20 protein-coding genes and 2 pseudogenes are annotated in these 23,274 nt (G+C 47.2%); 8 read left to right on the top strand and 14 right to left on the bottom strand.

What is annotated here, in order from left to right; translation table 11 throughout:
- Positions 1-102: 102 nt before the first annotated feature.
- Entirely contained in the window at positions 103-990 is an 888-nt protein-coding gene (locus AC4PM4_RS07520; protein ID WP_491613247.1) for a sugar phosphate isomerase/epimerase family protein, read from the top strand.
- 75 nt (positions 991-1,065) lie between these two features.
- Positions 1,066-2,121: a Gfo/Idh/MocA family protein gene (locus AC4PM4_RS07515; protein ID WP_063567670.1), complete on the top strand. Its 1,056-nt coding sequence runs from the start codon at positions 1,066-1,068 to the stop codon at positions 2,119-2,121.
- 301 nt (positions 2,122-2,422) lie between these two features.
- Here AC4PM4_RS07515 and AC4PM4_RS07510 read toward each other — a convergent pair whose 3' ends face one another.
- Positions 2,423-3,742 carry a glycoside hydrolase family 125 protein gene (locus tag AC4PM4_RS07510; RefSeq protein WP_491613245.1) on the bottom strand — a complete coding sequence of 440 codons (1,320 nt, stop codon included), beginning with the start codon at positions 3,740-3,742 and terminating at the stop codon, positions 2,423-2,425.
- 247 nt (positions 3,743-3,989) lie between these two features.
- On the opposite strand from AC4PM4_RS07510, the gene AC4PM4_RS07505 reads away from it, so the two are divergent.
- Complete coding sequence (locus tag AC4PM4_RS07505) at positions 3,990-5,048, top strand: LacI family DNA-binding transcriptional regulator (RefSeq protein WP_452561909.1); 1,059 nt, start codon at positions 3,990-3,992, stop codon at positions 5,046-5,048.
- A 146-nt stretch (positions 5,049-5,194) separates the two neighbouring features.
- Here the strand turns inward: AC4PM4_RS07505 and AC4PM4_RS07500 are convergent, their stop codons facing one another.
- From AC4PM4_RS07500 to AC4PM4_RS07490, 3 genes and pseudogenes are all read right to left on the bottom strand, one after another.
- On the bottom strand, positions 5,195-6,808 hold the full coding sequence (locus AC4PM4_RS07500) for a DUF4179 domain-containing protein (RefSeq protein WP_491613244.1): 1,614 nt from the start codon (positions 6,806-6,808) through the stop codon (positions 5,195-5,197).
- Positions 6,789-7,361 (bottom strand): RNA polymerase sigma factor, encoded by a 573-nt coding sequence (locus tag AC4PM4_RS07495; protein WP_491613243.1) that lies wholly within the window; start codon positions 7,359-7,361, stop codon positions 6,789-6,791. The genes AC4PM4_RS07500 and AC4PM4_RS07495 overlap by 20 nt, the downstream gene beginning before the upstream one ends.
- Positions 7,362-7,573: 212 nt before the next feature.
- Positions 7,574-8,074 (bottom strand): annotated as a pseudogene (locus tag AC4PM4_RS07490) (mismatch-specific DNA-glycosylase); the annotation flags it as partial.
- A 121-nt stretch (positions 8,075-8,195) separates the two neighbouring features.
- On the opposite strand from AC4PM4_RS07490, the gene AC4PM4_RS07485 reads away from it, so the two are divergent.
- On the top strand, positions 8,196-9,116 hold the full coding sequence (locus AC4PM4_RS07485) for an AEC family transporter (RefSeq protein ID WP_063567676.1): 921 nt from the start codon (positions 8,196-8,198) through the stop codon (positions 9,114-9,116).
- Positions 9,117-9,312: 196 nt separating this feature from the next.
- Here AC4PM4_RS07485 and AC4PM4_RS07480 read toward each other — a convergent pair whose 3' ends face one another.
- The 4 genes and pseudogenes from AC4PM4_RS07480 to AC4PM4_RS07465 form a co-directional block, all read right to left on the bottom strand.
- Positions 9,313-9,564: an RNA-binding protein gene (locus AC4PM4_RS07480; RefSeq protein ID WP_063567677.1), complete on the bottom strand. Its 252-nt coding sequence runs from the start codon at positions 9,562-9,564 to the stop codon at positions 9,313-9,315.
- A 247-nt stretch (positions 9,565-9,811) separates the two neighbouring features.
- Positions 9,812-10,066: pseudogene (locus AC4PM4_RS07475) on the bottom strand (polynucleotide kinase); the annotation flags it as partial.
- Positions 10,050-10,856, bottom strand: a complete 807-nt coding sequence (locus tag AC4PM4_RS07470) for a nucleotidyltransferase domain-containing protein (protein ID WP_491613242.1) — start codon at positions 10,854-10,856, stop codon at positions 10,050-10,052. The gene AC4PM4_RS07470 and the pseudogene AC4PM4_RS07475, both read right to left, overlap by 17 nt.
- Before the next feature lie 24 nt (positions 10,857-10,880).
- Complete coding sequence (locus AC4PM4_RS07465) at positions 10,881-12,374, bottom strand: TROVE domain-containing protein (RefSeq protein WP_491613241.1); 1,494 nt, start codon at positions 12,372-12,374, stop codon at positions 10,881-10,883.
- 435 nt (positions 12,375-12,809) lie between these two features.
- Between AC4PM4_RS07465 and AC4PM4_RS07460 the strand changes: the two genes are divergently transcribed.
- Together AC4PM4_RS07460 and AC4PM4_RS07455 are read left to right on the top strand one after the other, a co-directional pair.
- On the top strand, positions 12,810-14,165 hold the full coding sequence (locus AC4PM4_RS07460; protein WP_491613240.1) for a helix-turn-helix transcriptional regulator: 1,356 nt from the start codon (positions 12,810-12,812) through the stop codon (positions 14,163-14,165).
- Positions 14,113-15,006 (top strand): WYL domain-containing protein, encoded by an 894-nt coding sequence (locus tag AC4PM4_RS07455; RefSeq protein ID WP_491613239.1) that lies wholly within the window; start codon positions 14,113-14,115, stop codon positions 15,004-15,006. Before AC4PM4_RS07460 ends, AC4PM4_RS07455 begins: the two co-directional genes overlap by 53 nt.
- Positions 15,007-15,157: 151 nt before the next feature.
- Here AC4PM4_RS07455 and AC4PM4_RS07450 read toward each other — a convergent pair whose 3' ends face one another.
- From AC4PM4_RS07450 to AC4PM4_RS07425, 6 genes are all read right to left on the bottom strand, one after another.
- Positions 15,158-15,655, bottom strand: coding sequence for an LURP-one-related/scramblase family protein (locus AC4PM4_RS07450; protein WP_491613238.1), 498 nt, complete (start codon positions 15,653-15,655; stop codon positions 15,158-15,160).
- Between the two features lie 134 nt (positions 15,656-15,789).
- On the bottom strand, positions 15,790-16,530 hold the full coding sequence (locus AC4PM4_RS07445; protein ID WP_076290239.1) for a hypothetical protein: 741 nt from the start codon (positions 16,528-16,530) through the stop codon (positions 15,790-15,792).
- Positions 16,527-17,225: an ABC transporter ATP-binding protein gene (locus tag AC4PM4_RS07440; protein ID WP_063567684.1), complete on the bottom strand. Its 699-nt coding sequence runs from the start codon at positions 17,223-17,225 to the stop codon at positions 16,527-16,529. The genes AC4PM4_RS07445 and AC4PM4_RS07440 overlap by 4 nt, the downstream gene beginning before the upstream one ends.
- Positions 17,218-17,628: a GntR family transcriptional regulator gene (locus tag AC4PM4_RS07435; RefSeq protein ID WP_090807902.1), complete on the bottom strand. Its 411-nt coding sequence runs from the start codon at positions 17,626-17,628 to the stop codon at positions 17,218-17,220. Before AC4PM4_RS07435 ends, AC4PM4_RS07440 begins: the two co-directional genes overlap by 8 nt.
- A gap of 189 nt (positions 17,629-17,817) precedes the next feature.
- Entirely contained in the window at positions 17,818-18,684 is an 867-nt protein-coding gene (locus AC4PM4_RS07430; RefSeq protein WP_072735180.1) for an aldo/keto reductase, read from the bottom strand.
- A 35-nt stretch (positions 18,685-18,719) separates the two neighbouring features.
- Positions 18,720-19,289, bottom strand: coding sequence for an STM3941 family protein (locus AC4PM4_RS07425; protein ID WP_090952967.1), 570 nt, complete (start codon positions 19,287-19,289; stop codon positions 18,720-18,722).
- 343 nt (positions 19,290-19,632) lie between these two features.
- Between AC4PM4_RS07425 and AC4PM4_RS07420 the strand changes: the two genes are divergently transcribed.
- Positions 19,633-21,633: a S9 family peptidase gene (locus AC4PM4_RS07420; protein ID WP_491613237.1), complete on the top strand. Its 2,001-nt coding sequence runs from the start codon at positions 19,633-19,635 to the stop codon at positions 21,631-21,633.
- Between the two features lie 353 nt (positions 21,634-21,986).
- Positions 21,987-23,183 (top strand): MalY/PatB family protein, encoded by a 1,197-nt coding sequence (locus AC4PM4_RS07415; protein WP_269053540.1) that lies wholly within the window; start codon positions 21,987-21,989, stop codon positions 23,181-23,183.
- Positions 23,184-23,274: the final 91 nt, after the last annotated feature.

Genomic DNA, 23,274 nt, shown 5'->3' with positions numbered 1-23,274 from the left:
GACTAATATTGCACAAGATTGTATAGAGCCATCCGGCAGATGCCCGGCTATAATGAGTGTGTCACGAAGTACTATAAGCCAATATTGGAGTGAAATACAACCATGAATAATCCGTTACGTATAGGCACACTTGTAGGTGGACATGACGCAGTCCGCGTCATTCCACAGATTATGAAACATGGCTTCGAATCATTCAATCTGACCTTCTGGCAAACGACTGGTGATCTGGACCTCGCCGAGACAGCCAAACGTGTCCGTGAAATCGTGGACGAACAGGGAATTGTCATCTCTGCAGTAAGTGTGTTTGGCAATCCGCTCACCGGAGCCGGAGATAATGCCGATACACTGGCCAGTTGGGAACGGGTGATTGACCATGCCCAGCTCTTCGGAGCGGATATCGTCTCCGGGTTCACCGGACGACTGACCGATCAACCGATTGACCAATCGATTCCACGGTTCAAGGAAGTGTTTGGAGAACTGGCACGCCGGGCTGCAGACCGGGGTGTACGTATTGCTTTTGAAAACTGTAATATGGGCGGTACATGGCAGACGGGTGATTGGAACATTGCGCATAATCCAACGGCCTGGGAGATGATGTTCGATGCAGTTCCTGACGAAAACATCGGATTGGAATGGGAGCCATGCCATCAAATGTCCAGCCTGATCGACCCGATTCCGCAGCTGCGCAAGTGGGCGCCTAAAGTGTTCCATGTGCACGGCAAAGATGCCACCATTGCCTGGGACATTGTCAAAGAATATGGCGTGCACGGCCCACGAGAATTCGTCTGGCACCGTACGCCCGGCTTCGGGGATACCAACTGGTCCGACATCATTACGATTCTGCGCCAAAATGGGTATCAGGGAACGATTGATATTGAAGGTTGGCATGATCCTGTCTACAAAGATGAACTCGAAATGACCGGACAGGTGCACGCGTTAAAATATTTGAAACAATGTCGTGGTGGAGATTTTGTTCCCAATCCGGTATAGAAACGGGATTAACATGGAGTTGCATGATATCCATTGCAAGAGCATAAAAAATGAAAAGCATAAGGAGATGATAGGATGAGTCATCCTTATCGGGTAGTTGTGGCAGGCTGTGGGGCCATGTCCAACACCTGGGTTGATTACGCCATGCAAAGACCGGACACGGAAATTGTGGGGCTTGTCGATCTGTATGAACAGACTGCCGTTGCACTCGCTGCACGACACGGTCTCTCCTGTCCCACGTTTACGGATATCAGTGAGGCCATTCGAGCAACTGATGCCAATATCGTATTTGATGTCACCATTCCAGCGAGCCATCACGGCATTGCCATGACAGCGTTACAACAAGGATGCCATGTATTTGGCGAAAAACCTCTGGCGGAATCCTTCTCTGACTGTGAAGATATTGTTCAGACTGCACGCCGTACGGGCAATATTCAGGCTGTGATGCAAAATCGCCGTTTCGATCCACGTATTCGCGCCTATCGGCAGTTGATTTCCGACGGAACGATTGGCCAAGTCGGTTTTGCAGGGGCAGATTTCTTCCTGGGTCCACATTTTGGAGGATTCCGTGACCTGATGGATAGTCCATTGCTGCTGGATATGGCGATTCACACCTTCGACCAGGCACGTTATATTCTCGGTGCCAACCCGGTCTCGGTGTACTGCCACGAATTCAATCCTCCGGGGTCATGGTATCAAGGCAATGCGATGGCACTATGTATCTTCGAAATGTCCGATGGCTCCGTGTTTAACTATCGCGGGTCCTGGTGCGCAGAAGGTGTGCCTACTTCATGGGAAGCATCCTGGCGCGTAACCGGAGAAAAAGGAACCGCCATCTGGGATGGCAATGATGACATTTATGCTGAAGTTGTCTCGGCGCAACATCTGGATGCGGAAGGCAAACCGTCCTTTTTCCAACCGTGTGAGCGGATTGAGGGATACCTGCCCGTCATGGAGAAAACCGGACATCACGGCTGCCTCGAAGACATGTTCGCAGCGCTGGAATCCGGACAACTGCCTGAGACCGATTGCAGTGACAACCAGTTCAGTATGGCCATGGTTCTCGCATCCCTGGAAAGCGCACGTACAGGTCAAAAGGTGCTCATCGCCGATCTGCTGAAAACCACATAGCGAAGCGCCTATGTACTTGAATTAAATAAAGCCCAATCTGCAAAAGTTTAGCAGTTTGGGCTTTATTGTTTTTTATCTACTTCCTTTTCCTATACAAGGTACAAAAAAAGTTTCTGATAAAACGCGAAGTAGTGCAGGGAACGAAATTGATTCTGAAGAAACGAAGTGCTCGCCTTTATCACCGGATTTCCCCTACAAAAAGGGAATCAAAAAATCCGGGGATAACAGCGATCGAAAGAACGATTCGTAACCGAAACGGCCGCTTTACGGGGAGTAAGCAATCTTTTTTTACATGTATCTTTTATAGGATTCCTTTTTTCATTGCCTTGTACACAAGCTGCGAGAACAGGCTGTTCGACCAGGCAAACCACGGCCTTGTAAACGTGTTTGGATCATCCGAATGAAAACCCTCATGCATGTACCCGGTGCCTGCATCCGTGTTTTCCAGCAAATCTATCATCTCCAGCATTTCCTTATCATTGTCTGCGGTCAAACCCTGCATGGACAGCGCCATATGCCAGACGTATCCGGGAGGGGTATGGGGGCTGCCGATGCCTTTGGCTGCTTGTCCTTCATAATAAAACGGATTTTCCTTGCTCAAAATAAAGCGCCGTGTATTCTGGTACACGATGTCCTCGGTGGAAGCATACTCCAAATAGGGAATAGACATAAGTCCCGGGGTACCTGCATCATCCATTAGGCAAAAGTTGCCGTAACCATCTGTCTCATAGGCATAAATCTGCCCATACTCGGGGTGACGGTAAATACCATATAAGGAAATACCGTGTCGTATTTCTTCTTCTAAATGAGCCATCTCGCTGACAAGCTTCTCATCTCTGAAAACCCACCTCGCAATCTCCCCCATTTGACGCAAAGTCACCGCTGCAAACATATTTGCCGGGATATTATAATGAAAATCACATGCATCATCACTGGGGCGGAAACCGGACCAGATCATCCCGGTATAGTTTACCGGCATCCCCAATCCTTCGTTACGGAGCGTATCATGGGCTGGACAATTCCGCCGCATGAATCGATATGGGGACTGCTCACCATGGCGCTGCTCCGTTTTCCACAGACTTACTATGCTCTCCATCACCCTCTTGAAACGCTCGTCAAATATATCCGTCAATTCCGTCTCACGCCAATACGCATAGGCGAGCCGCATAGAGAAACAAAGTGAATCCAGTTCAAACTTGCGTTCCCACACCCAAGGCGACATCTCTGTCTCATCATTTGCATCCCAATGCCATCCATTAGCCGTTTCGTTAAACGCATTGGCATAGATATCGATGTCCGCATAGAATGTATGCCGTTTGATCAGCCCGCCAATGATCCGCTGCAGCTGTTCGTCTTCCTTTGCCAGCGGAACGTAGTGCATCACCTGCTCCACTGAATCACGCAGCCACATTGCCGGGATATCCCCTGTAATAACAAAGGTTGTCCCATCATCCAATAGCTTTGTCGTCGTTTCCAACGTGTTGGGAAAACAGTTACGGAACTGTGCCAGCAATCTGGGTCTATGTTGCAGTCGTTCCTCGGCCTCGGTAAGAATGTTCTGCACAGCTTGCGGTAATTCCAGATGCGGCATGGGGATTTTCGGTAATCTGAACTGTTCCATGGATGTCGTCTCCTTTGAATTAAAGTTTCCATATTTGTTTGCATCGTTTCATTCAATGATTTGTGTCGCATTGTTATTTTCGTTATGATAAATTATAATAACATTATTATTTGTAAGTGTACTGTGCCGGAAGATGATCGTCAATTCATAACGGATGGTATATTAAAAAATAAATTGGATCATATCTTGTAGATTGAAATGGCTCGTTGGATTTATGCAAATTGTTTACATATGAAGGAGTAATGAAATGTCACGTAAAGTATCCATCCAGTCGCTGGCCGACCAGCTTGGATTATCCAAATATGCCGTCTCCCGTGCACTCAGTGGCAAGACAGGTGTCAGCGAAGCGACTCGCGCCCGTGTGCTGGAATTAGCCCGTGCCTTGGGATATCGCCAAAGCACCCCAGGAAGCAGCACTGTTCCAACTGCAACCCAGACAGAACAATCCGAACCCCCATTTGCTCTCATCTGCATGAATCAGCTCAACCGGGGTGAGCCCCACTACTGGCAGCGCGTCCTCTCAGGCATGATCTCTGCCTGTAATGAGAGAGGATGGCATCATGCCATTGTATCTCCCTCTCTGGGAGTCGCTGATGAACACACGCCGCCAGAACGGGCAATCGCTCCTCACTTGGATTGGGAACGTTGTGCAGGAGTCATCGCCATGGGCGCTTTCCCCCATGCAGTCCTGCAACGACTGACCCAGACAGGCCGCCCAATTGTGCTCGTGGATCATCAGGAGCCACTATTGAACTGTGATACCATCAGCCATGATAACCTGGAAGCAGGCATTACTGTGGCTAGATATTTAATGTCGATGCAGTGCCGCCGTATCGGTCTGATTACGGATGATGGCCGAGCTGCCAGCTTTGCGCAGCGGAAGATCGGCATCGAACTGGCTTTGAACCATTTCCACGCGGATAGCAGTCGGTTGACCACGTTCAGAGAATGGAATATTCCTTATGAGAACGGCGAATGGATCGATCAATTGGCTGCCACAATCAAAAACATGCCCGCGAACGAGCGGCCCGATGCCTGGATTGGCGTCAATGATGATATCGCCTTGCAGTGGATGAATAAGTTGCAGGAAATGGGATTCTCCACACCTGAGGATTGCCTTGTCATCGGTATCGACAATGTGCATGCCGCCGCCACATCGTCACCGCCCCTGACCACAGTCAACCTGTGCAAAGAGGAACTCGGTCAGCGTGCGATCGAAGCGTTACAGCGCAGAATTGAACGCCCGGGAACACCAAAAGAAACGGTCATGTTATCCACGTCCCTTATTCCACGGGAATCGGCGTAACTCAATGTGCACAACTTCTTTAGCATCAGCACAACTTAACTTTATTGAATATCAAAAAGGCCCAGCATTTTATTATGCGGGGCCTTTCTTCTCTATCTAGTTAATCATCCAAGCTTATTCCATTCCGTTCTTGGCATTCATAACTGTTATTTCTGCCAAGGCAGGCTTGTGTACGACGGAAGATCTACTTCCCAATTTACGTCTCGATACTCTCTATCGACCACCTCACGTTTTAAAGTGAATTTCCTACCGTTCTCTTTGTAAAAACCACGGATGATCAATTTCAGTTTATCGGCAACGTATTCACCGTTACTATTGGGCTGGTCTGGATAACCAACTACTTCAACAGGATATTCCGTCCCTTGTGAATCAACCGCTATCCAGCGATCACCATGGAAAGCGTTTCGGAACGTCCCTGTTCCATTCAGGACAAGGGAATATTCTTTATTCACATTACTCTTCTGAAGGTTAGATGATTCCGGCACAGGCTTATAATCAAAATCATCAAATAGGATTTTATCACCAAGCTGCTCGAATTTCACAAAGGTATGAAATGCAATGTCTGTACGCCTCTTATCCAAATCAACTTCCACAGATTTCTCTTCTTTCACCGGGAGGGTGTAACCATCGAGGACAAAACGAATTTTTTTAGCATCTACCGTTACAAATGCTGGATCCCATGTCTCCGACAACTTCAACGGCCCTCCGTCCTTCACGCCACTCTGATCATGAAGCCGAAACTTCGCTTCACGAGCATCTGGTCTAAACCCATTGAAAATTCGATATTCATTAGTGTCAGGGATCTCAAGATGGTAAATGATGCTCATATAGTTCGCCCAATCCTCATCAACTTTGGTACGAAGCTGATCATCCAGCTTCACAGCCATATCAAGTCGTGTTCCATTTGGCGTGCGTACAAGCTGTGTCAGATCGATCTCCAACCCTTCCGGTGTCGTATACGTGTTTTCCATCGGGCTCTCAACAGCGAGTGATTTGGCTTTGGTCATATCGATGTTGAACTGAAAACTCCAATCCACCGTAACATCTCTATCCTCATATGGCTCTTTCACAAAATCATAGAAATCTCCTATTCTTATATGTCCCAATTCTCCACGCACGATCACTTTATCAGGGATATCTTGCTGCAACTGAAATATTAATTTGTTAAGAGAGGCACTGCTTAATCTGGTATCTCTCGCAATGGTTGCAACCTCTCTCCCCTTTTCATCAGTAACATGAATTTTTCCCAATTCGGGATATAACACGGATATTCCTGTCCCATCAGGTGCTGTTTGCTGCAAGTTTATTACAATCTGCGAACGATCTACAAGCACATCTTCAATCTTGAGCTTGTAGCCCTGATCATCAATATGAATATTCGGATTAATCACAAGTCCAAGAGGTTTAAGACGTTTATAATCATCCGCCAAACTGGAATATTTCAGCGCCTCTGGAACAGGTATATTAGGTAATGGCGGGTTATTTACGGCATTTACCGTGGATTGAGTCGATTTTGCTGTGTGATCAAAAGCAAACCATGCCCCTCCCACAAGGATCACAACTGCCGCCGCTGCAATCCCCGTACGGCGCATCCAATGGGACTTGGAAGCCTTTTTCGTAAATGGATCCCCGTGCTCTGCGCTTTCCATGGACACCCCTTCCAGTTTTCGCATCACCTCAAGTGTAAAGTCCGCATCCGGCTCCTCACGAAAGAAATGCTGTTCCCACAATCGATCCTCATCATTTGGAATAGGCTTCATACGTCGATAAACCTCCTTTGCGCTCCATTTGTTTCTTCAACGTTTTCTTCCCTCGATAAAGTGCATTACGCACTTGTGCGGGGCTCATGTCCGTGATATCTGCAATCTCTTCGTAGCTCAGCTCATTCGTATATTTAAGCAGCAGCACAAGCCGATACGACTCTGGCAGTTGGTCCATCTGGCGATATATTTCACGCTGCATTTCCTTATGCAGTACATGTTTCTCTGGTGTTTCACCATTGGTTTGTTCCAAGCCCGTATGAACAGCGGTCATCACAGGTTTCTGTTGCCGCATAAAATCCCGCATCCGATTCACAGCGATGGTGTATACCCAGGACGAGAAACTGCTTCCTTCCCTTCGTGTCGGAAGATAGCGGTACATCCGAAGAAACGTATCCTGAGCGAGATCCTGTGCATCCTGATGACTCGCACCCATTCCACGCAAAATGCCGAAGACTTTATTTTTATATCGATCCACGAGCACAGCGAATAGCTGTTTGTCCCCCGCAATAATACGCTGAATGAGCTCCTCCTCTGGTATCTGTTGAGTCATGTAATCCCCCTTCTCTACAGCTTCCATGCATGGTTCTGTACTATATAGACGGAAACACTTCCTGAAACCTCTCACTTTATCCAAAAAAAAGAATTCGCGCCACCCGGTGTAAACCGGATGGGCGAACTCTGCAACCATTGAAGTTTCATTATTGCTGCGGCGCTTGCTGCCATGTGGAGTTTCTTTTTTGCTTCGTTTTCAGTCCTCCCTGCATTCTCTGAGACAAAGTCACTGAGCTGTGAATAGATCGCTACAATCTCATCCATCGACATACGCACGAGTCCACTGGATGACGGGGCTACAAATTCATGAATTTCCTTAACGACCGGGTCGTCCTGAAATCCCCATTCCACTTTGGCACGCTGACTGTACTGGGTGTATACCCCTTTCCCAACAAAACAGGCGATGTCTGGTCGGTATTCCTCCAGCTTTTTCCTTAAAATCTGCCGTCCCTCTGCATATTCTTCCTTTGTAATATCGTCCATACCTCTTGTCGGTCGGGCCACAATATTCGTAAATCCGTACCCCAGCTTCAGCAACTCTCCATCCTCTTGTGCATCATATAAACGAGGGGTCAATCCGGAACGTTCAAGAATGCGCCAGAAACGGTTTCCTTTATAAGCATAATGATGACCTGTCTCTCCAGAAGTGATGCTGGGGTTGAATCCAATAAATAATATCGATAAACCATAATCCAGATGATCTGGAATCATAATGAAAAGCCCCCTTATCTTTTTTAGTCATTTACATCTTTCATCTGTGTATAAAATGATATAATGGTTGAAGTATTTTCGAAATCGGACTGAAATTTTCATGAAAAAGGAAGCTGAACTGATGATTGCAGACATCATGCTTGAAGTCGTCCTGCCCGTCTTTCTCCTGATTGCCGTCGGGTCCTGGATGCAAAAGGTGTTCAAGTTGGACTTGTACACCCTCGCCAAAATCAATTTCTATTGTATTACCCCCGCAGCCGTCTTTATGAGCATGTATCACTCCGATATGTCGGGGGAATTGCTCGGAACTGTCACGCTTTTTTACGCCTTATATGTACTTATTCTCTATATTGTGGGGTCTGTGTTCGCACGCTCGCTTCGCATGAACAAAGGCATGAAGGCTGCCTTCAACAACAGCATCATGCTGGACAACGCAGGCAATTATGGTCTGCCCATCAACTCCCTGGTATTTCGTGGTGATCCGCTGGCCTCTTCCATCCAGGCACTGGTCATGTCTTTACAGGCATTGCTGACATTTACCTATGGTGTGCTGTCCATTCAGGGTGCCAAGCTCAAAGGCAATTACCGTGCGGTAATCATTGGATTTCTAAAAATGCCCGTTCCTTATGCACTGTTGCTCGGTATTTTGTTTCATATGGGGAATATTCCATTGCCCACTTTCCTGTCTATGCCACTGACTTACGCGCAGCAAAGTATGGTCGCTGTAGCATTGTTGACACTTGGCGCCCAAATTGTGAAATATCCAATCCGCCTGTATCGTCTTGATGTGTATATTAGCACATTTCTGCGTTTGCTGATTGGCCCGGCCATCGGGATTTCGATTGTATTGCTGCTCGGTTTGCAAGGTATCGCCGCTCAGGCTCTTATTATCGCATCCGGTATGCCTACCGGAGTCAATGCGTCCATTCTGGCCGAGGAGTATGATAACGAGCCAGACTTTGCGGCCCAGACAGTTTTGATCTCGACGCTGCTTAACATCATTACAATTACTGCACTGATTTCCTTTGCGAAGACGTTCTAATGCCATATTTTAAAAAATGTCCAGTTCACTCTCCTCCAAGGAGCAGTGAACTTTTTGGTTATGCGGATATGGATGATATAACAGCTCAACTAAAAAAAGTCCAACGCATCCATATTCCGGATGCACTTGGACCTCTTTTGTTATCTTCATATGCCATCTGATCAAGTCTGTTGTTCGACTTACCAGCCTTAAAAAACTAAGATTCACATGTCGTCCGTTCAGGGAACTTACCGCCTTCTCTGAACAAACATCGAACCAGTCGCTGTGCGGCCCGATTGAAATAAAAACTCGGACTGACACCCTCGACCTGAACAGGTTCCAGTTCTTTCACACTTTCCTTGACCTTATTCATTTCAATGAGTCCCATCTTCCGCTCATTCGGTCCGAATCGATAAATAACCTTTTCATCGTCTTCCGTCTGTTTCACCAACAGAATCATTGACGCCATACAGGTTACCCCCTATCGTTACGTTGTGAGATTCCAATGACCACTTGCTTACTATTAATTATTACCCAGAATGGATTGGAAACATATAGGGCTTTAGTTATTTATATTAACCTTAAAAATCCTAATTTTAATTATCTCGAATGAAATATTTTGACGAAAAATAAACAAAAACAGGCTTGGATATACCAAACCTGCCCTATTACCTTGCATCCAAAGGAATCAGAAGTCTCATGCTTCACCGATTCTATTACAAACGTGGGTCCACCGGTTCAGACTCCAAAGCCAATGTTGCGAGCACACATTCATGCACTCTTTCCACAGGCTCCATGCGCACAAAACGCTCGATTCCCTCCATACCCAAGGCACTTTCCATCAGAGCGTGGCGCTCTTTTTTGGACGTTTTGCGTTTGCTGAGCCGGGATAAATTGTCCGGTGCGAGGTAATCCATACCATAAATGATGTGCAAATACGCACGACCTCGTACTTTAATCGCAGGTTGGATCCCACACCTCTTGTAATGCAAAACGGAAAATACGGTCCAATTCTTCAAATTGAATAATCTGCTCATTCTCCATCTGGCCGGCCAGTCGTTCAAAATGCTCGATCTTCTCCGCTAAGAAAGTCTGTATTGCTGGCAACTGCGGCTCCAGATCCAGTTCCTCGCCCGCCTTTTTCCGGCGTAGTAACTCATGAATCTCCGTATACAGCGGTGTAGTCGCAGGAACAAGCTCTTGAACAAGCTCTTCGAATGCCATCGGCGGCATCGCATCATAACGTTCGATCCAGCCACAGGCCAGCAGTGGGCGCAGCACATAGAAATACTTTTTGATCTTCACCTGCTCACCCTGCAGATAATCCCGGAAGTTTCCCTTCGCCATATTCAGATAATGGTACATACAGGACTTTGGCGAGAAGGTCAAAGGCGAAAGTGCACGAATATGCTCTGCCACGCTGTACGGTTCGTCATACTGAATCGGGGATTGCAGCCACTCCAGTAGCGGTGGATTCGACTTGCGAAACAGCTTCAAGGCTTTGCGCAAATCCCAACCATTCATATCGAGCTGATCACTGATTGGGCGTTGGATAACATCCCTTTTATCCTCAATGGACAAGTACCATTCAAGTGGTCTCACATACAGAAAACGAACATCGTAATCGCTGTCCTGTGAAGGAAATCCCCATGCCCGGCTGCCCGATTCACAGGCATAGATGATCCGCACCTGCTCCTCCTCTTCAATCTGCTTCAGCTGCTGTCTAATCGTATCTCTCATTTCTTCATGAACATGAGTCATCTCTGTGGCCTCCACATTTCCAATTTAAATCTCTATCTCTCTCACCCGGTTCGCAAGTGTATCATATCCCGTTATAGTCTCAGCAATATACGTCAGTACCGTTTCACTCCACCCATAGATATAAAAGGTTTTGCCATCCCGTGGCGGTACCATCGCCTGCTGATAAGGTGCAATATCCACAATAAATGCCTTTAGCTCCGGATTCATCATCCGGCGATAACGTTCAAGCTCAGCATATAACGGACTGCCTTCGTTCTGCTGTTCATCGGTAATCATAATGATCTGATCCACTTTTTCTCCGATATCCCGAAGCTCTCGTACAGGCCGTCCCGTGTCGGTTCCACCTTGTGCGCGAATCCGGTGAGCTTGGGAAAGGATGCTTTCATCCATCTTGGGACGAGCATCTTCAACCATATGGTCGAATAACCAGAACAGCGAGTTGCCTCGTGTTTGTTTATATAACGCCAGTGCCAGCACCGAACCAATCCGCAAATAATCCCCTTGCATGGAACCGGAGCGATCCAGGAAAATGGCGGTTCTTCCGGGCAGCGATGGCAGGTTGCCAATTGATAGCTCCACCGCTTCCCGCAAAGCATAGCGCAGCTCTTCTCTTGCGATCATTTCATATGCACTGGCGAATCGGAAAGGTAAGATGCGCGATTTACGCAGGGCTTCCGCATCCGTTAGACGGCCCGTTACGTAATCGATATTTTTCGATTTTTCAAAAACTCCCGCCCGATCCATTGCATTCAGATGACGTAACAATGCAAAGGTCGGCATCTGGGACATTAACGCCTCCCATACCGTACGTGTCGGCTGCATGATCGATGTGACCACCGAATACGGCAGTTTGCCTTTTTCGATCAGATGCATCCGACTTGCCGGGTTTGGGGTAGCCTTCAATTTTTCCAGCGCCTGCAACTGCGGCAGGTCCGTAAGATCCACCTCATGTCCTCGCAAATAACGGAATAAGGCTTGTTGCTTCATATCTGTCGGCTTGGGGTGTGCTGTAGCGATCATATCGCCCAGACTGTATCCACGCCCGCGCCCGTTGTATTTGATCGCCCAATACTCAGTGATACCGTTCAAAAATTGACTCACCTGGCGCTTCACCGCTCGACCGCCCTGTCCCCGACCCGTTCCTCTTAGAATCGTCAGAAAATCGGCCAAGTCAGCCGGTGTCTGTACAACCTTGGAGAATACCTTCGCAAACTGATCCGGGTCCACCTTAGACAGCAGTGCCAGCCCGTATAGAGGCTGTAACCGCATCAAACCTTCATTACGAGCATAGACCAGCGCCCGCGCCATAAACCCTGCATCGACCTCAGCCATCTCCTGATGACTGACCATCGCATCGTCCATCAGTTGCTGTGTATCTGCATAAAACGTATTGTTCAATGTATTGGTCATCAACATCTGTATATATTGTTCCTCCACCAATCGCTCATAGGCTCCGTAGCCCCCATGATTACGTGTCGTTGGCTGAGGTTGATTAAATAATTGTTTCGCTCTGCTCATCCCTCATGACCTCCCGGTGTGAGTCTATTTACTGATATTCCATAATAAAATGTTCCGAGGAAAAAGGTGGGAAGGTATAATACCCGCTCTACCGCTGAGCTACACCGCCATGAACGGCGGCGATTGGATTCGAACCAACGACCTGGTCGATTAACAGTCGAAGTAACCCTCCCTGGCGCCTCGGAACCTTGATCCGCAGAGTTTGTTGCTGCCCCGCTTCACAACCTTATTATGCCTCACCCATTTGCACGCGAACATGGTGAAAGTATGGCGACCTCCATAAGTTTAAAATGAAACCAGTCACTCATCCTGATACAATGTAGGGATATAGTAAATGGGAAGATCACGAATGTTTCTATATATCGCAGAATTGTTCTGCCAACATAGTCATCCACTATATCCGCCTGACTCCAGGCCACCAAGGAGTGAATATTCATGGCTAAAGAAAGCTTTGACAAAGAAATTCAATTTCTGCGCATGTTGTCCCTGACAAGTGGTGCGTACAACCGTAAACAGTATGCCGAACGACTCGGCATCTCCGTACATACATTTGATAAAACCCAGCGTAGATTAAAAGAAATCATGCAGACCGTCACTGACCAACGATCAGGCTCGGAACAAAACAAAGAAATGGCGGATCTCGTTCGCTTCCAATATGGGGAATCTGCAGAACCAATGCTGCTCTTCCTCTTTCGCGCCAAGTCGATGAAAGAGACTGAAGTTCAACGACTTTCCGTTCTTTTGCATACCCTGCATGATCAAGCTTTAACCGCAATGGAATTACTGGATGCCTGCTGCGCTGAACTTCCGGAGGACCTAGCGCTGCCTGACGAGAAGACCATTCGGTCAGATCTGAAGTATCTGGAAGAAGTGGGGGTGATCCGCAAGGAACCTGGCGGCAGGCCTTATCGTTACCTTTTGCAACAGGACGTACTTACGGGTCTAACCGTGGAAGAACAGCTGGAGCTGTATGATTTTGTGGATATTATGGCAAACACCCAGGTTCCGTCCGTACAAGGGTATATATTGCGGGATAGTCTCAAAAAAGCCATTGGCGCAAGTTATCCCCAGGAAGAAGCCACCGAGCCATTCATATACAAGTACCACTATTATTCACGCATTCTGGACGAAGCACATCTGTACACTCTGCTTAGTGCGATTCGCCAACGAAAACATATCCAGTTTCTATATTATTCACCCAAAAAACCGTCCAGCTACAGCTCGCAGAATACGAATCCACGCTTTGAACGGGAAGCAGGCGGAAGATCCAACCGGATCGTACCACTTGAAGTGGTCTATGACCATCAGTATGGCCGCTGGTATATTATTGGATTTCAGGGACGCCGAGGCTTTGTGAAATTCCGCATGGAAGGCATTACACAGCTGGAGGAACAGGATTCGATTGAAGAAGAATACATGCTCGAATTGAAGCAACAGTGGGCCGAGATCAGCCGCTACAGCTGGCTAGTGGATACGGGAAACAGCGTGACGGTTCAAGCCCGATTCTTCCATCCTCAGGACGGCCAGCGTAACTTCATTCTGGATCGGGTTCGTTTGCAAGGCCAATGGGGAACGATTACGCCGGAAACGGAACATACCTTTCTGTATGAAATTCAGGTCAACGGTACCACCGAGATTAAGCCGTGGCTTCGGAGTTTTGGTTCAAGCTGTGAGGTGATTGCTCCACAGAGGTTGCGTCAGGAGATGATTAAGGAATGGAAGGAGATTGCGCAATATTATGAATCTGTTCGAGAAGATGTTCAACTACCAGATGATGACGAGATTGAATGAAACCGGACTGTTCACCTGGACATCCCAGGAACGGGCCTGGCTGCGCATGATGCTGAATCACCCTGCCGCACCAGAAGCGCTGCACCCTGACACGTTACACAAAATGCATGACATGCTGGATGCAGAGCAGGATCTGGACCTTCAGGATTACCTGACCGAAAAAGCCAAAAGTGAAGAAAACAGTGTCTTTCATCCGCTGCTCAAACCATTACGGCAGATGATTTTGCATCATCAGGGGTTTCGCTTGACAGGGCGTGTACGCAATGGACGAATCAGCCAGGATCAGTTTGGATACCCCTACAAGCTCGAATATTCCATGGTCAAAAAAGAATGGTACGTACTCTGGTATGCTCCACTCTACAACAAACTGATGTCCACCAAGCTGCACAGCATCATTACCGCGGAAGCTCAGCCGCTTCAACCGGAAACTGCTTCTCAATATGCTGCCAAAATCTCGATTTTAACGGAGAACCGAAAGACCACCGTGACGATCGAAGTGCTGCCGGAGTTCAATCAGGAGTTGTCGCGAATTCTGTATGCCTTTTCCTGCTTCGAGAAGCAGGTGGAATTTGTGGAAGCCCAACAGACGTACCGCATTGAACTGACCATCCCGCGGAATGAGATGGATTATGTGCTGTCCAAAATGCGTTTTTTGGGCAAAAGAGTACGGATTGCAGACAATGCTGCGCTTCGAGAGCGAATGTCCGAGACAGCCGCCAAAGTATTGGCACGCTATGCGGAAACCGAGCTTGAAGCACTGCCTGAACGGACTTCTGGAGGAGTGCGCAGCCACACCATTGAAAAGCCTTTCGCCAATGCAGACGGCAGTGATTCTGCATAGCTCTTGTTAGTTGTGATTCGTTAAACGTCCAACTTATGCATAGGGGGACAAATAGCGTGTGTTCGTTTCATTAGAATAATATAATACAAAAAGGGCTGTCCCCCGTTATACTAACGACCTAAGGGACAGCCTCTTTGTTCATATGTTTTCTCTACGCACCACTACCGGCAGCCGAGTTCCTTCTTTTATTAATCGCATGCACACCCATCACAACCGGTATCAATTCATACGTGTCCAGATGTTCTGATTGGTTGTCTAACACAAATGCGCCTGAACCGAACCAGCCACTTGTACGCCTGAAGCTTGCCACAACTTTACCGCCCATCCCGGTGATATCATAATCATGTGAAAACGCCGGCGCGGAGACATCATACACACCACGCGGTCCTGCATCGTACTCATACTTCTTACTGAAAAAGCTGAACCTCGCCCGTAAGACACCCCACTCCCTTCCATCGGCTGAGGTCACATCCCAACGGTTACTAAACATGCGGAATTTACCACTGCAAATGAGTCCCGAGTTATCGAATACATCAAGCGATGAACCAAAGGCACTTTTCAAATCGAGATGACCTGCCCGTTCCTGTTCATGGTTCATAATCTCGGTGTACCCTGCATTAAAGAAATTATCTCTGAAATAGAGTTCCATGAAACCCCTCCCTTACAAGAAATAAACCTTCTCCTTTATTGTAAAACGACATATATCCCTATTTACGTATAAGAAATGGGAATTGCTTCAAATAAAAAATCTGCCAGCTAAACTGCAGCTGACAGAATCTTAACTTATACTTCGACTTTTTTATTATTCAGATACACGGCAACACCAACCAAAATCACAGCCACGATGATTTCAAAAATAATACTGGCCCATGTTCCATCTGACCATGTAATCCGATTGGACGTAAAGGAGAGCGCTGTGCTTTCTTCAGTGAAATGAAATAATTCGTTCGAATTAAAACGACCCGAGAAGATGATATTCTCCAGCCAGCTAATGACATTGACTAGTACGAAAAATGCGACAATACTGATCCACGGTCCTGTTTTAAAGCGGAAGCTGCCTCCGATAGAAATGGAGAGGAAGATGATTATGATGCTGAACATAGCCACCCACCAGAGAAACAGCAACACATTAAGAATCTCCGAAACATGAATACCCGAATCGTTAATGTAGCTGGTAAAGTTAATCCCTGTATGCGTTGTACTGTAAATAAAGTAGTGAATGGCAGCAACAACCATTAAGCCCAACCAGCAGAGTGTTCCGAATATGATCGGAGACAAGACGTGAGACAGCCCTGTTACCGGCACAAGACGACGGTTGAACGAACGGATATTGGATCGGTATGTCTTGATCATTTTCACATAAATAGCCACACCTGCTCCGACATATGCAATGACACCTACAACACTCCCTGTTACTTCAGAAAAAAACAATGCCAGCCCAATCTGAACGATAATCAATACGGCTAGCCCAGCCAACAATGTATTCCAATTCCTTCTAAAGTCATACTTCAGCAGTGTCATCATTCCGCATAGACCTCCTTGAACATTTCATCCACACTTTTACCGTACTTGAGACGCAGTGTCTCCACTTCTTCCCGCATTACCAATTCCCCTTCACGGATGAAGATCACTTCATCAAAAATTCGTTCAATATCCGTTACGAGATGTGTAGAGATGATCAGACTGCTGTCTTCGTCATAGAACTTCACAATCGCATCCAGAATTTTGCCACGTGCAACCGGGTCTACCCCGCCAATCGGTTCATCGAGCAGATAAAGACGAGCTTTACGGGAAAGAGCCAGTGTTAATTGCAGTCGTTCATTCATACCTTTCGACAGATGTCTTACCTTATCTCCCTCTCCAAGCTTCATGAAATCAAGCATCTCTCTCGCTTTCTCTTGATCAAAATCAGCGTAGAAATCGCGGTAATACGCAATCGCGTCCCGTACCTTCATCCAACTCTCGGTTAATGGGCGGTCCGGCATAAAGGATACCAGCGACTTCGTTTCCAAACCTACCGCTTTTCCCGTAACACGAACATCTCCACTGCTAGGGTGCAGAAGCCCTGCAACCAGCTTCATCAAAGTACTTTTACCGCTGCCGTTACTGCCCAGCAGACCTACAATTCGGCCTGGTGCGATATCAAGCGTGATGTCATGAAGTGCTTTCTTGCCGCCATACGTTTTGCTCACATGGTTCAGCTCAAGAATATTACTCATTCACTGTTCCTCCTATTCCATCGCGATGCAGTGATTGCTTTCCTTCCGCAACGGCAACAGCGACGATATTTACGATATCCTGTTCTTCGATGCCCAGCTCCTGCATTCCTGTCAGAAAACGCTCCAGCAATTCACCAGCCATCTCTTTTTTGATCGTCATAATTTTCGACTCCTCACTTGTCACGTATCGGCCCAGACCTCGCTTGGTTTCAACCACTTCTTCCCGCTCCAACTCCTGAAATGTTCGCTGTACTGTATTAGGATTGATCTGTAATTCGGCCGCGAGCTCACGAACCGAAGGGATTTTATCGCCTGCCTTAAGTGTCCCGGTCACAATCTGTCTTTTGATGTACTGCATAATCTGCAGGTAGATTGGCAAGTTGTTGTCAAATTCGATGCTCACAATGTCCTCGCTCCTCTCTGTATCTGTGTGTTAGTTACATAGTACACTAGTGATTTGTTGTTGTAAAGCCCATTTATTTAAAATAGCTCCAAATGCAAAAAAAAGAACAGATCCCCAGATCTGCTCTTATTACTCTTGATTCTTCCAATTACGGTCATTGTATGATGTAATCGATCTTACAAGAAGTTACTATACGATATCCAAAGGCACTTTACCCTTAGGTGCAGGGAATGCCTCATTCAACCGAACAACTTCATCTTGAGTCAAAATAACGTCCATCGCCGCAGCATTTTCTGCAACATGATTCAGCTGTACAGCTTTCGGGATCGCCAGTATGTCTCCATCCCTGATAACCCAGGATAACGCAATTTGCGAAGGACTGACTCCTCGATCCTTGGCAATCTCACGGATGACTGAATGCTCCAACAATTCTTTACGAAGCCTGCCACCTTGGGCCAGCGGACAATAGGCCATAACAGGAATACGGCGTTCCCTCAACCAGGGAAGAAGCTCGTATTCAATACCACGAGAAGCTGCATGATACAGCACCTGATTCACTGCACAATGCTGACCAGCTGGAATGTTCCATAGCTCCTGCATGTCCTCTGTATCCAGATTCGAAACACCCCAGCGCAGAATTTTGCCTGATTGTTTCAACTGTTCCAGAGCTTCAACCGTCTCTTCCAACGGCACACCTCCACGCCAGTGCAGCAGATACAGATCCAAGCGATCTGTACCCAGACGCGAAAGGCTGCGCTCACAAGCGGTAATCATCTGCTTCCGATCCGCATGATGAGGATACACCTTGGATACCAGGAATACATCATCACGACAGTCTTTTATCGCCTCACCAGTGACCTCTTCCGCCCCGCCTTCAGCATACATCTCAGCCGTATCTATTACTGTCATTCCACGTTCAATACCATAACGCAGTGCCTGAACTTCTTCTCTCCGACTGGATTGCTTCTCACCCATATACCATGTTCCCTGTCCGATTGCAGGCAGTGTTGTCCCATCGGGTAGCTGGATCGTACGCGTCTGATTTCCTTGTTGCATCTGTACTCCTCCAATCTGACAATATTCCTCATTATCTATTCATTATTAAACAGATCAAAGCTACTCCCTTCACTCGCCCTTTCATTCGATCGCTTCCAACGCTCCACCATCATGATATACAACTGATCCAGTGGTAACTTGAGGCTGTTCTGGGCAATGCTTACCGTAGCATCGACTATGCTGCTGTTTACCGTCATTAATTTGCGCTTCATCCCATTCTGACGATCCAGAAACGCTTTCTCGTCCCACAATTTAACCCCAATCATCTTCTGTCCCATGAATTCATACATAAAAATATTCTCAACATCTTTCCAGGCAATTAACCCTCCTGATGTGTAAGAAGATGAATCCACAAACCCATGTTCATCGACAACAAAGGAAGGTTCCTTCTTAATCATCTTCACCAGGCTGTAGCAGAGACAAAGCCCAAAAAATATAATGGAGAACAAGCCTATAACGGAAGAAATGGCAGATCCCTTGGCTGAAGAACCATCAAACATCAAAAAAAATCCGGCTGCTACAAAAAGTGCCGCCCCCACTGTAAGCCATGCCATTCGCTTCCGGCTCGGGTATTCCACGTGCTGTTGATCATAGGATGTGGACAAAGTGATGCTCCTCCTTCATGGTGACTGAGACAAGAATGATCTATATAAACGGGGTACAGCTCATTAAATGAGCTGAATTTCCAAATATACCTAAATATCATTGTTCATTAAACAGATTCAACTGACAATAAACATCATTTTCAGACAGCTTTTCGTCCATTTCATGACTATTCAACATTAGGATTCGTCATGCTTCCAATAATTCCTTTCAGGCACAGGCGATATTGTTAAGAAATAGGAGTACGTTCGTTCAGAATCGTGTTGTCCTGCCTCATGCTTTCCGTTAATATAAATGGAAAGGTTAGGAAATTAAAACAATCTGATCGTGGTGGGAGGACAAACAATGAATAGTCTGCGCGGCATAACATCGGAAGATCTTTTTCAGATTACATGGGTTAATGATCCAACTCCGTCTCCTCAGGGCGGACAACTGGTATATGTAAGTCGGAAAACAAACGAAGCACGAGACGGTTATTCTTCTCACCTGAGACTCCTTAACCTGGAGAACCAGAAGGACAGAGCTTTCACATCCGGAGATAAGGATCACGCTCCTGCTTGGTCGCCGGATGGTTCACAGCTTGCTTTTTTACGAGAACATGAAGGCAAAACACAAGTGTGGCTGATCGCCTCAGATGGTGGAGAAGCACAGCAAGTCAGCCATTTAAAGCATGGCGTTAGCTCCCTGCTCTGGTCACCGGATGGGCTCACTTTGCTTGTTAAATCATCTGTGGACATGAGTGAAAAAGACGAAGATGAAACTGAAGACATAGATAAAAAACTGCTGCAAGAACTTGTCGTGGATCGAATTCGAATGAAATCTGACAGCGGTGGATTGTGGAACGGTCGACGAACCCATCTCTTCCGTGTTCCAACTGAAGGCGGAGAAGCGATCCCTGTAACTACAGGCCATTATGACGTCGGGGACTATGCGTGGTCGCCGGATGGAGAGTCCATTGCCTGGATCGCTCAGTTTCCGGAAGAAGGCGAGCAGCATAACGATTACACCCTGACAAACCATGTGTATCGTGCCAAGGCTGACGGATCTGACGTGCAGCAGTTGACTCCGGAAGGATACTCTTTCGGCCGGCTGTCGTACGCACCTGATGGACAATCCCTTGCACTGCTTGCCAGCGACCGTTCCTATGGAAATGCTACGTTGGTCAAGCTCTATACCCTTCCGATCTCAGGCGGCCAACCTGTATGTCTGAGCAAGGATTGGGATGTACAGATCAATCATAGCCTCGTTGGTGATATGCGCTCACACTTAACTAATACGGGCCCGGTATTCAGTCGTGATGGTTCATCCATTCTCTGTCTTGCTACTATTGAAGGTAGCGTCCGGATTGCCCGATTCGCACGAGATGGCAGTCATGCCGAATACATCTTGCCGGACGAGAAAGAGTTCTATCAGTTTGCTGAGCTGGAAAATGGACAGATTGTGGCAGGCGTAGCAGACGTACTTCGTCCTGGTGATCTCTTTCTATATACTCAACCTGATGAAGTTGGGGCCAAGCCTATACAATTGACCCATAGCAATCCTCAACTGGATAAAGAAATCCAACTTAGCACACCCGAGACCTTCTGGTTCGATTCCTCTGATGGCCTGCGACTGCAAGGTTGGATGCTGAAACCGGCTGGTATGGTGGAAGGAGTCAAAGTCCCAACCATCCTTGAGATTCATGGCGGTCCACATATGATGTATGGCTTTACGTTTATGCATGAGTTCCAAATCCTCGCAGCACAGGGCTATGCTGTTGTATATATTAATCCAAGAGGTGGGCTCGGATACGGGCAGCAATTCGTGAATGCCTGCCGGGGTGACTATGGCGGTGGGGATTATCGTGATCTGATGGAAGCCATGGATTATGCGGTTTCCCGATATCCGTTTATCGACGAGTCCCGTCTGGGCGTCACTGGCGGCAGCTATGGTGGCTTCATGACCAACTGGATTGTTGGACATACCGACCGTTTCAAGGCAGCCGTCACTCAGCGTTCCATCTCTAACTGGCTCTCGTTCTACGGAGTCAGTGATATTGGATTCTTTTTCACGGAAGACCAGATTGGCGGTAATGCATGGGATGACACCGAGAAGTTATGGAAACACTCCCCGCTTGCATATGTGGGTAATGTCAGCACGCCGCTGCTGATTTTGCATGGTGAGCAGGATCTGCGTTGTCCGATTGAACAGGCTGAACAACTATATGTTGCCTTGAAGCGGCGCAAACAGACCACTCGGTTCGTTCGTTTCCCGGGAGCCAATCACGAGCTGTCCCGTGGAGGTCACCCTCACTTAAGGGTACGTCGTCTGGAGCATATTGCTGGATGGTTTAACGAGCACTTGTAACGCCATAATAAGATCATATTTATGAAATAAAAGATAAATATTCTTCCTCCTGCTCCTCATGTGTGCCTGAGCGAGAAGAATTCAGGATCAGCGAAAAAACCACCAGTGGAAGCGGTCATATCATGGACCTTCCCTGGTGGTTTTTACTGTTTGGACGTTTGGAAATAGGGTATATACTGCGTCACTGTCCATACTCACACTCGAATCATTGTTATTACATGAATATATTCCTGGATGCAGCTCTATATAAAATGGAATCCATCCGCTGTTACAAGTTGCGAAATCACCAAATTTATTAGATAATAATCTGTCGATTGTAGTCGAAGGAACGGATTTCAAGGGGGATTTAAGCAATGAGCAAGAACAATAATCATACATTTGACGAGCCGATTAATCGGCTCTCCACGGGATCAGAGAAATGGGATGCGCTTGAGGAGATTTTTGGTGTTGCAGATGCACTCCCCATGTGGGTTGCTGATATGGATTTCGCCGCTCCACCATCGGTCATTCAGGCGTTGAAGACTCGAATGGAACATGGGATTTTTGGCTATACAGTGCGAACAGATGCGTATCATGCAGCGCTATCGGGATGGATGGAGCGACGCCACAACTGGAGTATTAACGATGAATGGATCGTATTCACCCCAGGTATTGTACCTGCACTCGGCATTGCTGTACAACGGTTCACCGAACCAGGTGATGCGGTAGTGATCCAGACGCCTGTATATGCTCCCTTCTATGAAGTAGTACGCGGTCAAGGCAGAGAACTGATGACCAATCCGTTGGTGGAGAACGATGGACATTACTCCATGGATCTGGAGCATCTGGAATCCTGCCTGAAGACGGGTCGGGTCAAAATGCTAATTCTGTGCAGTCCTCATAACCCGGTTGGACGGGTATGGACTCGTGAAGAACTTCAAAGCCTTGCTGCACTATGCGTGCAATATAATGTACTCATCGTCTCGGATGAGATTCATGCCGATCTGGTCCACCAACGCGGTGCGCATACACCAATGGCCCTTATTTCTGATGCTGTCGCTGATCTCAGCATCATCTGTACAGCACCAAGCAAAACGTTCAACATTCCAGGTCTCTGCACCTCCAATATCATCATTCCAAATGCCAAGCTACGGGAATCATTCATGCAAGGTGTGAAAACGATGGGACTTGCCAACATCAGCACGTTGGGAGCAGTGGCAGCAGAAGCGGCCTACAACGGTGCTGAAGAATGGCTGGATGACTGTCTTGCCTATATCCGCGGAAATATGGAATACGTGCAGGAGTATGTCACGGAACATATGCCGCAAATCGGAATCCGGCTTCCAGAAGCGACTTACCTGCTGTGGATGGATTTCCGAAAGTTGAATATTCCGCATGCGCAACTGTGTACGATGCTGCTCAAGGAAGCAGGACTCGCCTTCAATGATGGAAGTATCTTCGGAGCGGAAGGTACAGGATTCATGCGCATGAATGTGGCCTGCCCACGTTCAACAGTGGAAGAAGCCATGCGCAGATTGTCTGTGCTAATGGGCAGGCTGTCGACCAAGTAAGTTGAAATACGTTAAAGTAAATTAAAGACGCTAACGAATCGGGCATAAGGAGTCTACGATTCGTTCCAACAACGAAACTAGAATTTCGTCT

Source organism: Paenibacillus sp. MDV22-iso6 (assembly GCF_058408365.1).
The sequence above is the reverse complement of the archived record's forward strand: the minus strand, read 5'-3'. Positions and strand labels throughout refer to the sequence as shown.

Coding starts and splice junctions, on each gene's coding strand:
- AC4PM4_RS07505 (WP_452561909.1), top strand. CDS start 3,990: ATGTCACGTAAAGTATCCATCCAGTCGCTGGCCGACCAGCTTGGATTA.
- AC4PM4_RS07515 (WP_063567670.1), top strand. CDS start 1,066: ATGAGTCATCCTTATCGGGTAGTTGTGGCAGGCTGTGGGGCCATGTCC.
- AC4PM4_RS07460 (WP_491613240.1), top strand. CDS start 12,810: ATGGCTAAAGAAAGCTTTGACAAAGAAATTCAATTTCTGCGCATGTTG.
- AC4PM4_RS07415 (WP_269053540.1), top strand. CDS start 21,987: ATGAGCAAGAACAATAATCATACATTTGACGAGCCGATTAATCGGCTC.
- AC4PM4_RS07420 (WP_491613237.1), top strand. CDS start 19,633: ATGAATAGTCTGCGCGGCATAACATCGGAAGATCTTTTTCAGATTACA.
- AC4PM4_RS07495 (WP_491613243.1), bottom strand. CDS start 7,361: ATGACTCAACAGATACCAGAGGAGGAGCTCATTCAGCGTATTATTGCG.
- AC4PM4_RS07445 (WP_076290239.1), bottom strand. CDS start 16,530: ATGATGACACTGCTGAAGTATGACTTTAGAAGGAATTGGAATACATTG.
- AC4PM4_RS07520 (WP_491613247.1), top strand. CDS start 103: ATGAATAATCCGTTACGTATAGGCACACTTGTAGGTGGACATGACGCA.
- AC4PM4_RS07470 (WP_491613242.1), bottom strand. CDS start 10,856: ATGACTCATGTTCATGAAGAAATGAGAGATACGATTAGACAGCAGCTG.
- AC4PM4_RS07465 (WP_491613241.1), bottom strand. CDS start 12,374: ATGAGCAGAGCGAAACAATTATTTAATCAACCTCAGCCAACGACACGT.
- AC4PM4_RS07500 (WP_491613244.1), bottom strand. CDS start 6,808: ATGAAGCCTATTCCAAATGATGAGGATCGATTGTGGGAACAGCATTTC.
- AC4PM4_RS07455 (WP_491613239.1), top strand. CDS start 14,113: ATGAATCTGTTCGAGAAGATGTTCAACTACCAGATGATGACGAGATTG.
- AC4PM4_RS07430 (WP_072735180.1), bottom strand. CDS start 18,684: ATGCAACAAGGAAATCAGACGCGTACGATCCAGCTACCCGATGGGACA.
- AC4PM4_RS07450 (WP_491613238.1), bottom strand. CDS start 15,655: ATGGAACTCTATTTCAGAGATAATTTCTTTAATGCAGGGTACACCGAG.
- AC4PM4_RS07510 (WP_491613245.1), bottom strand. CDS start 3,742: ATGGAACAGTTCAGATTACCGAAAATCCCCATGCCGCATCTGGAATTA.
- AC4PM4_RS07440 (WP_063567684.1), bottom strand. CDS start 17,225: ATGAGTAATATTCTTGAGCTGAACCATGTGAGCAAAACGTATGGCGGC.
- AC4PM4_RS07480 (WP_063567677.1), bottom strand. CDS start 9,564: ATGGCGTCAATGATTCTGTTGGTGAAACAGACGGAAGACGATGAAAAG.
- AC4PM4_RS07485 (WP_063567676.1), top strand. CDS start 8,196: ATGATTGCAGACATCATGCTTGAAGTCGTCCTGCCCGTCTTTCTCCTG.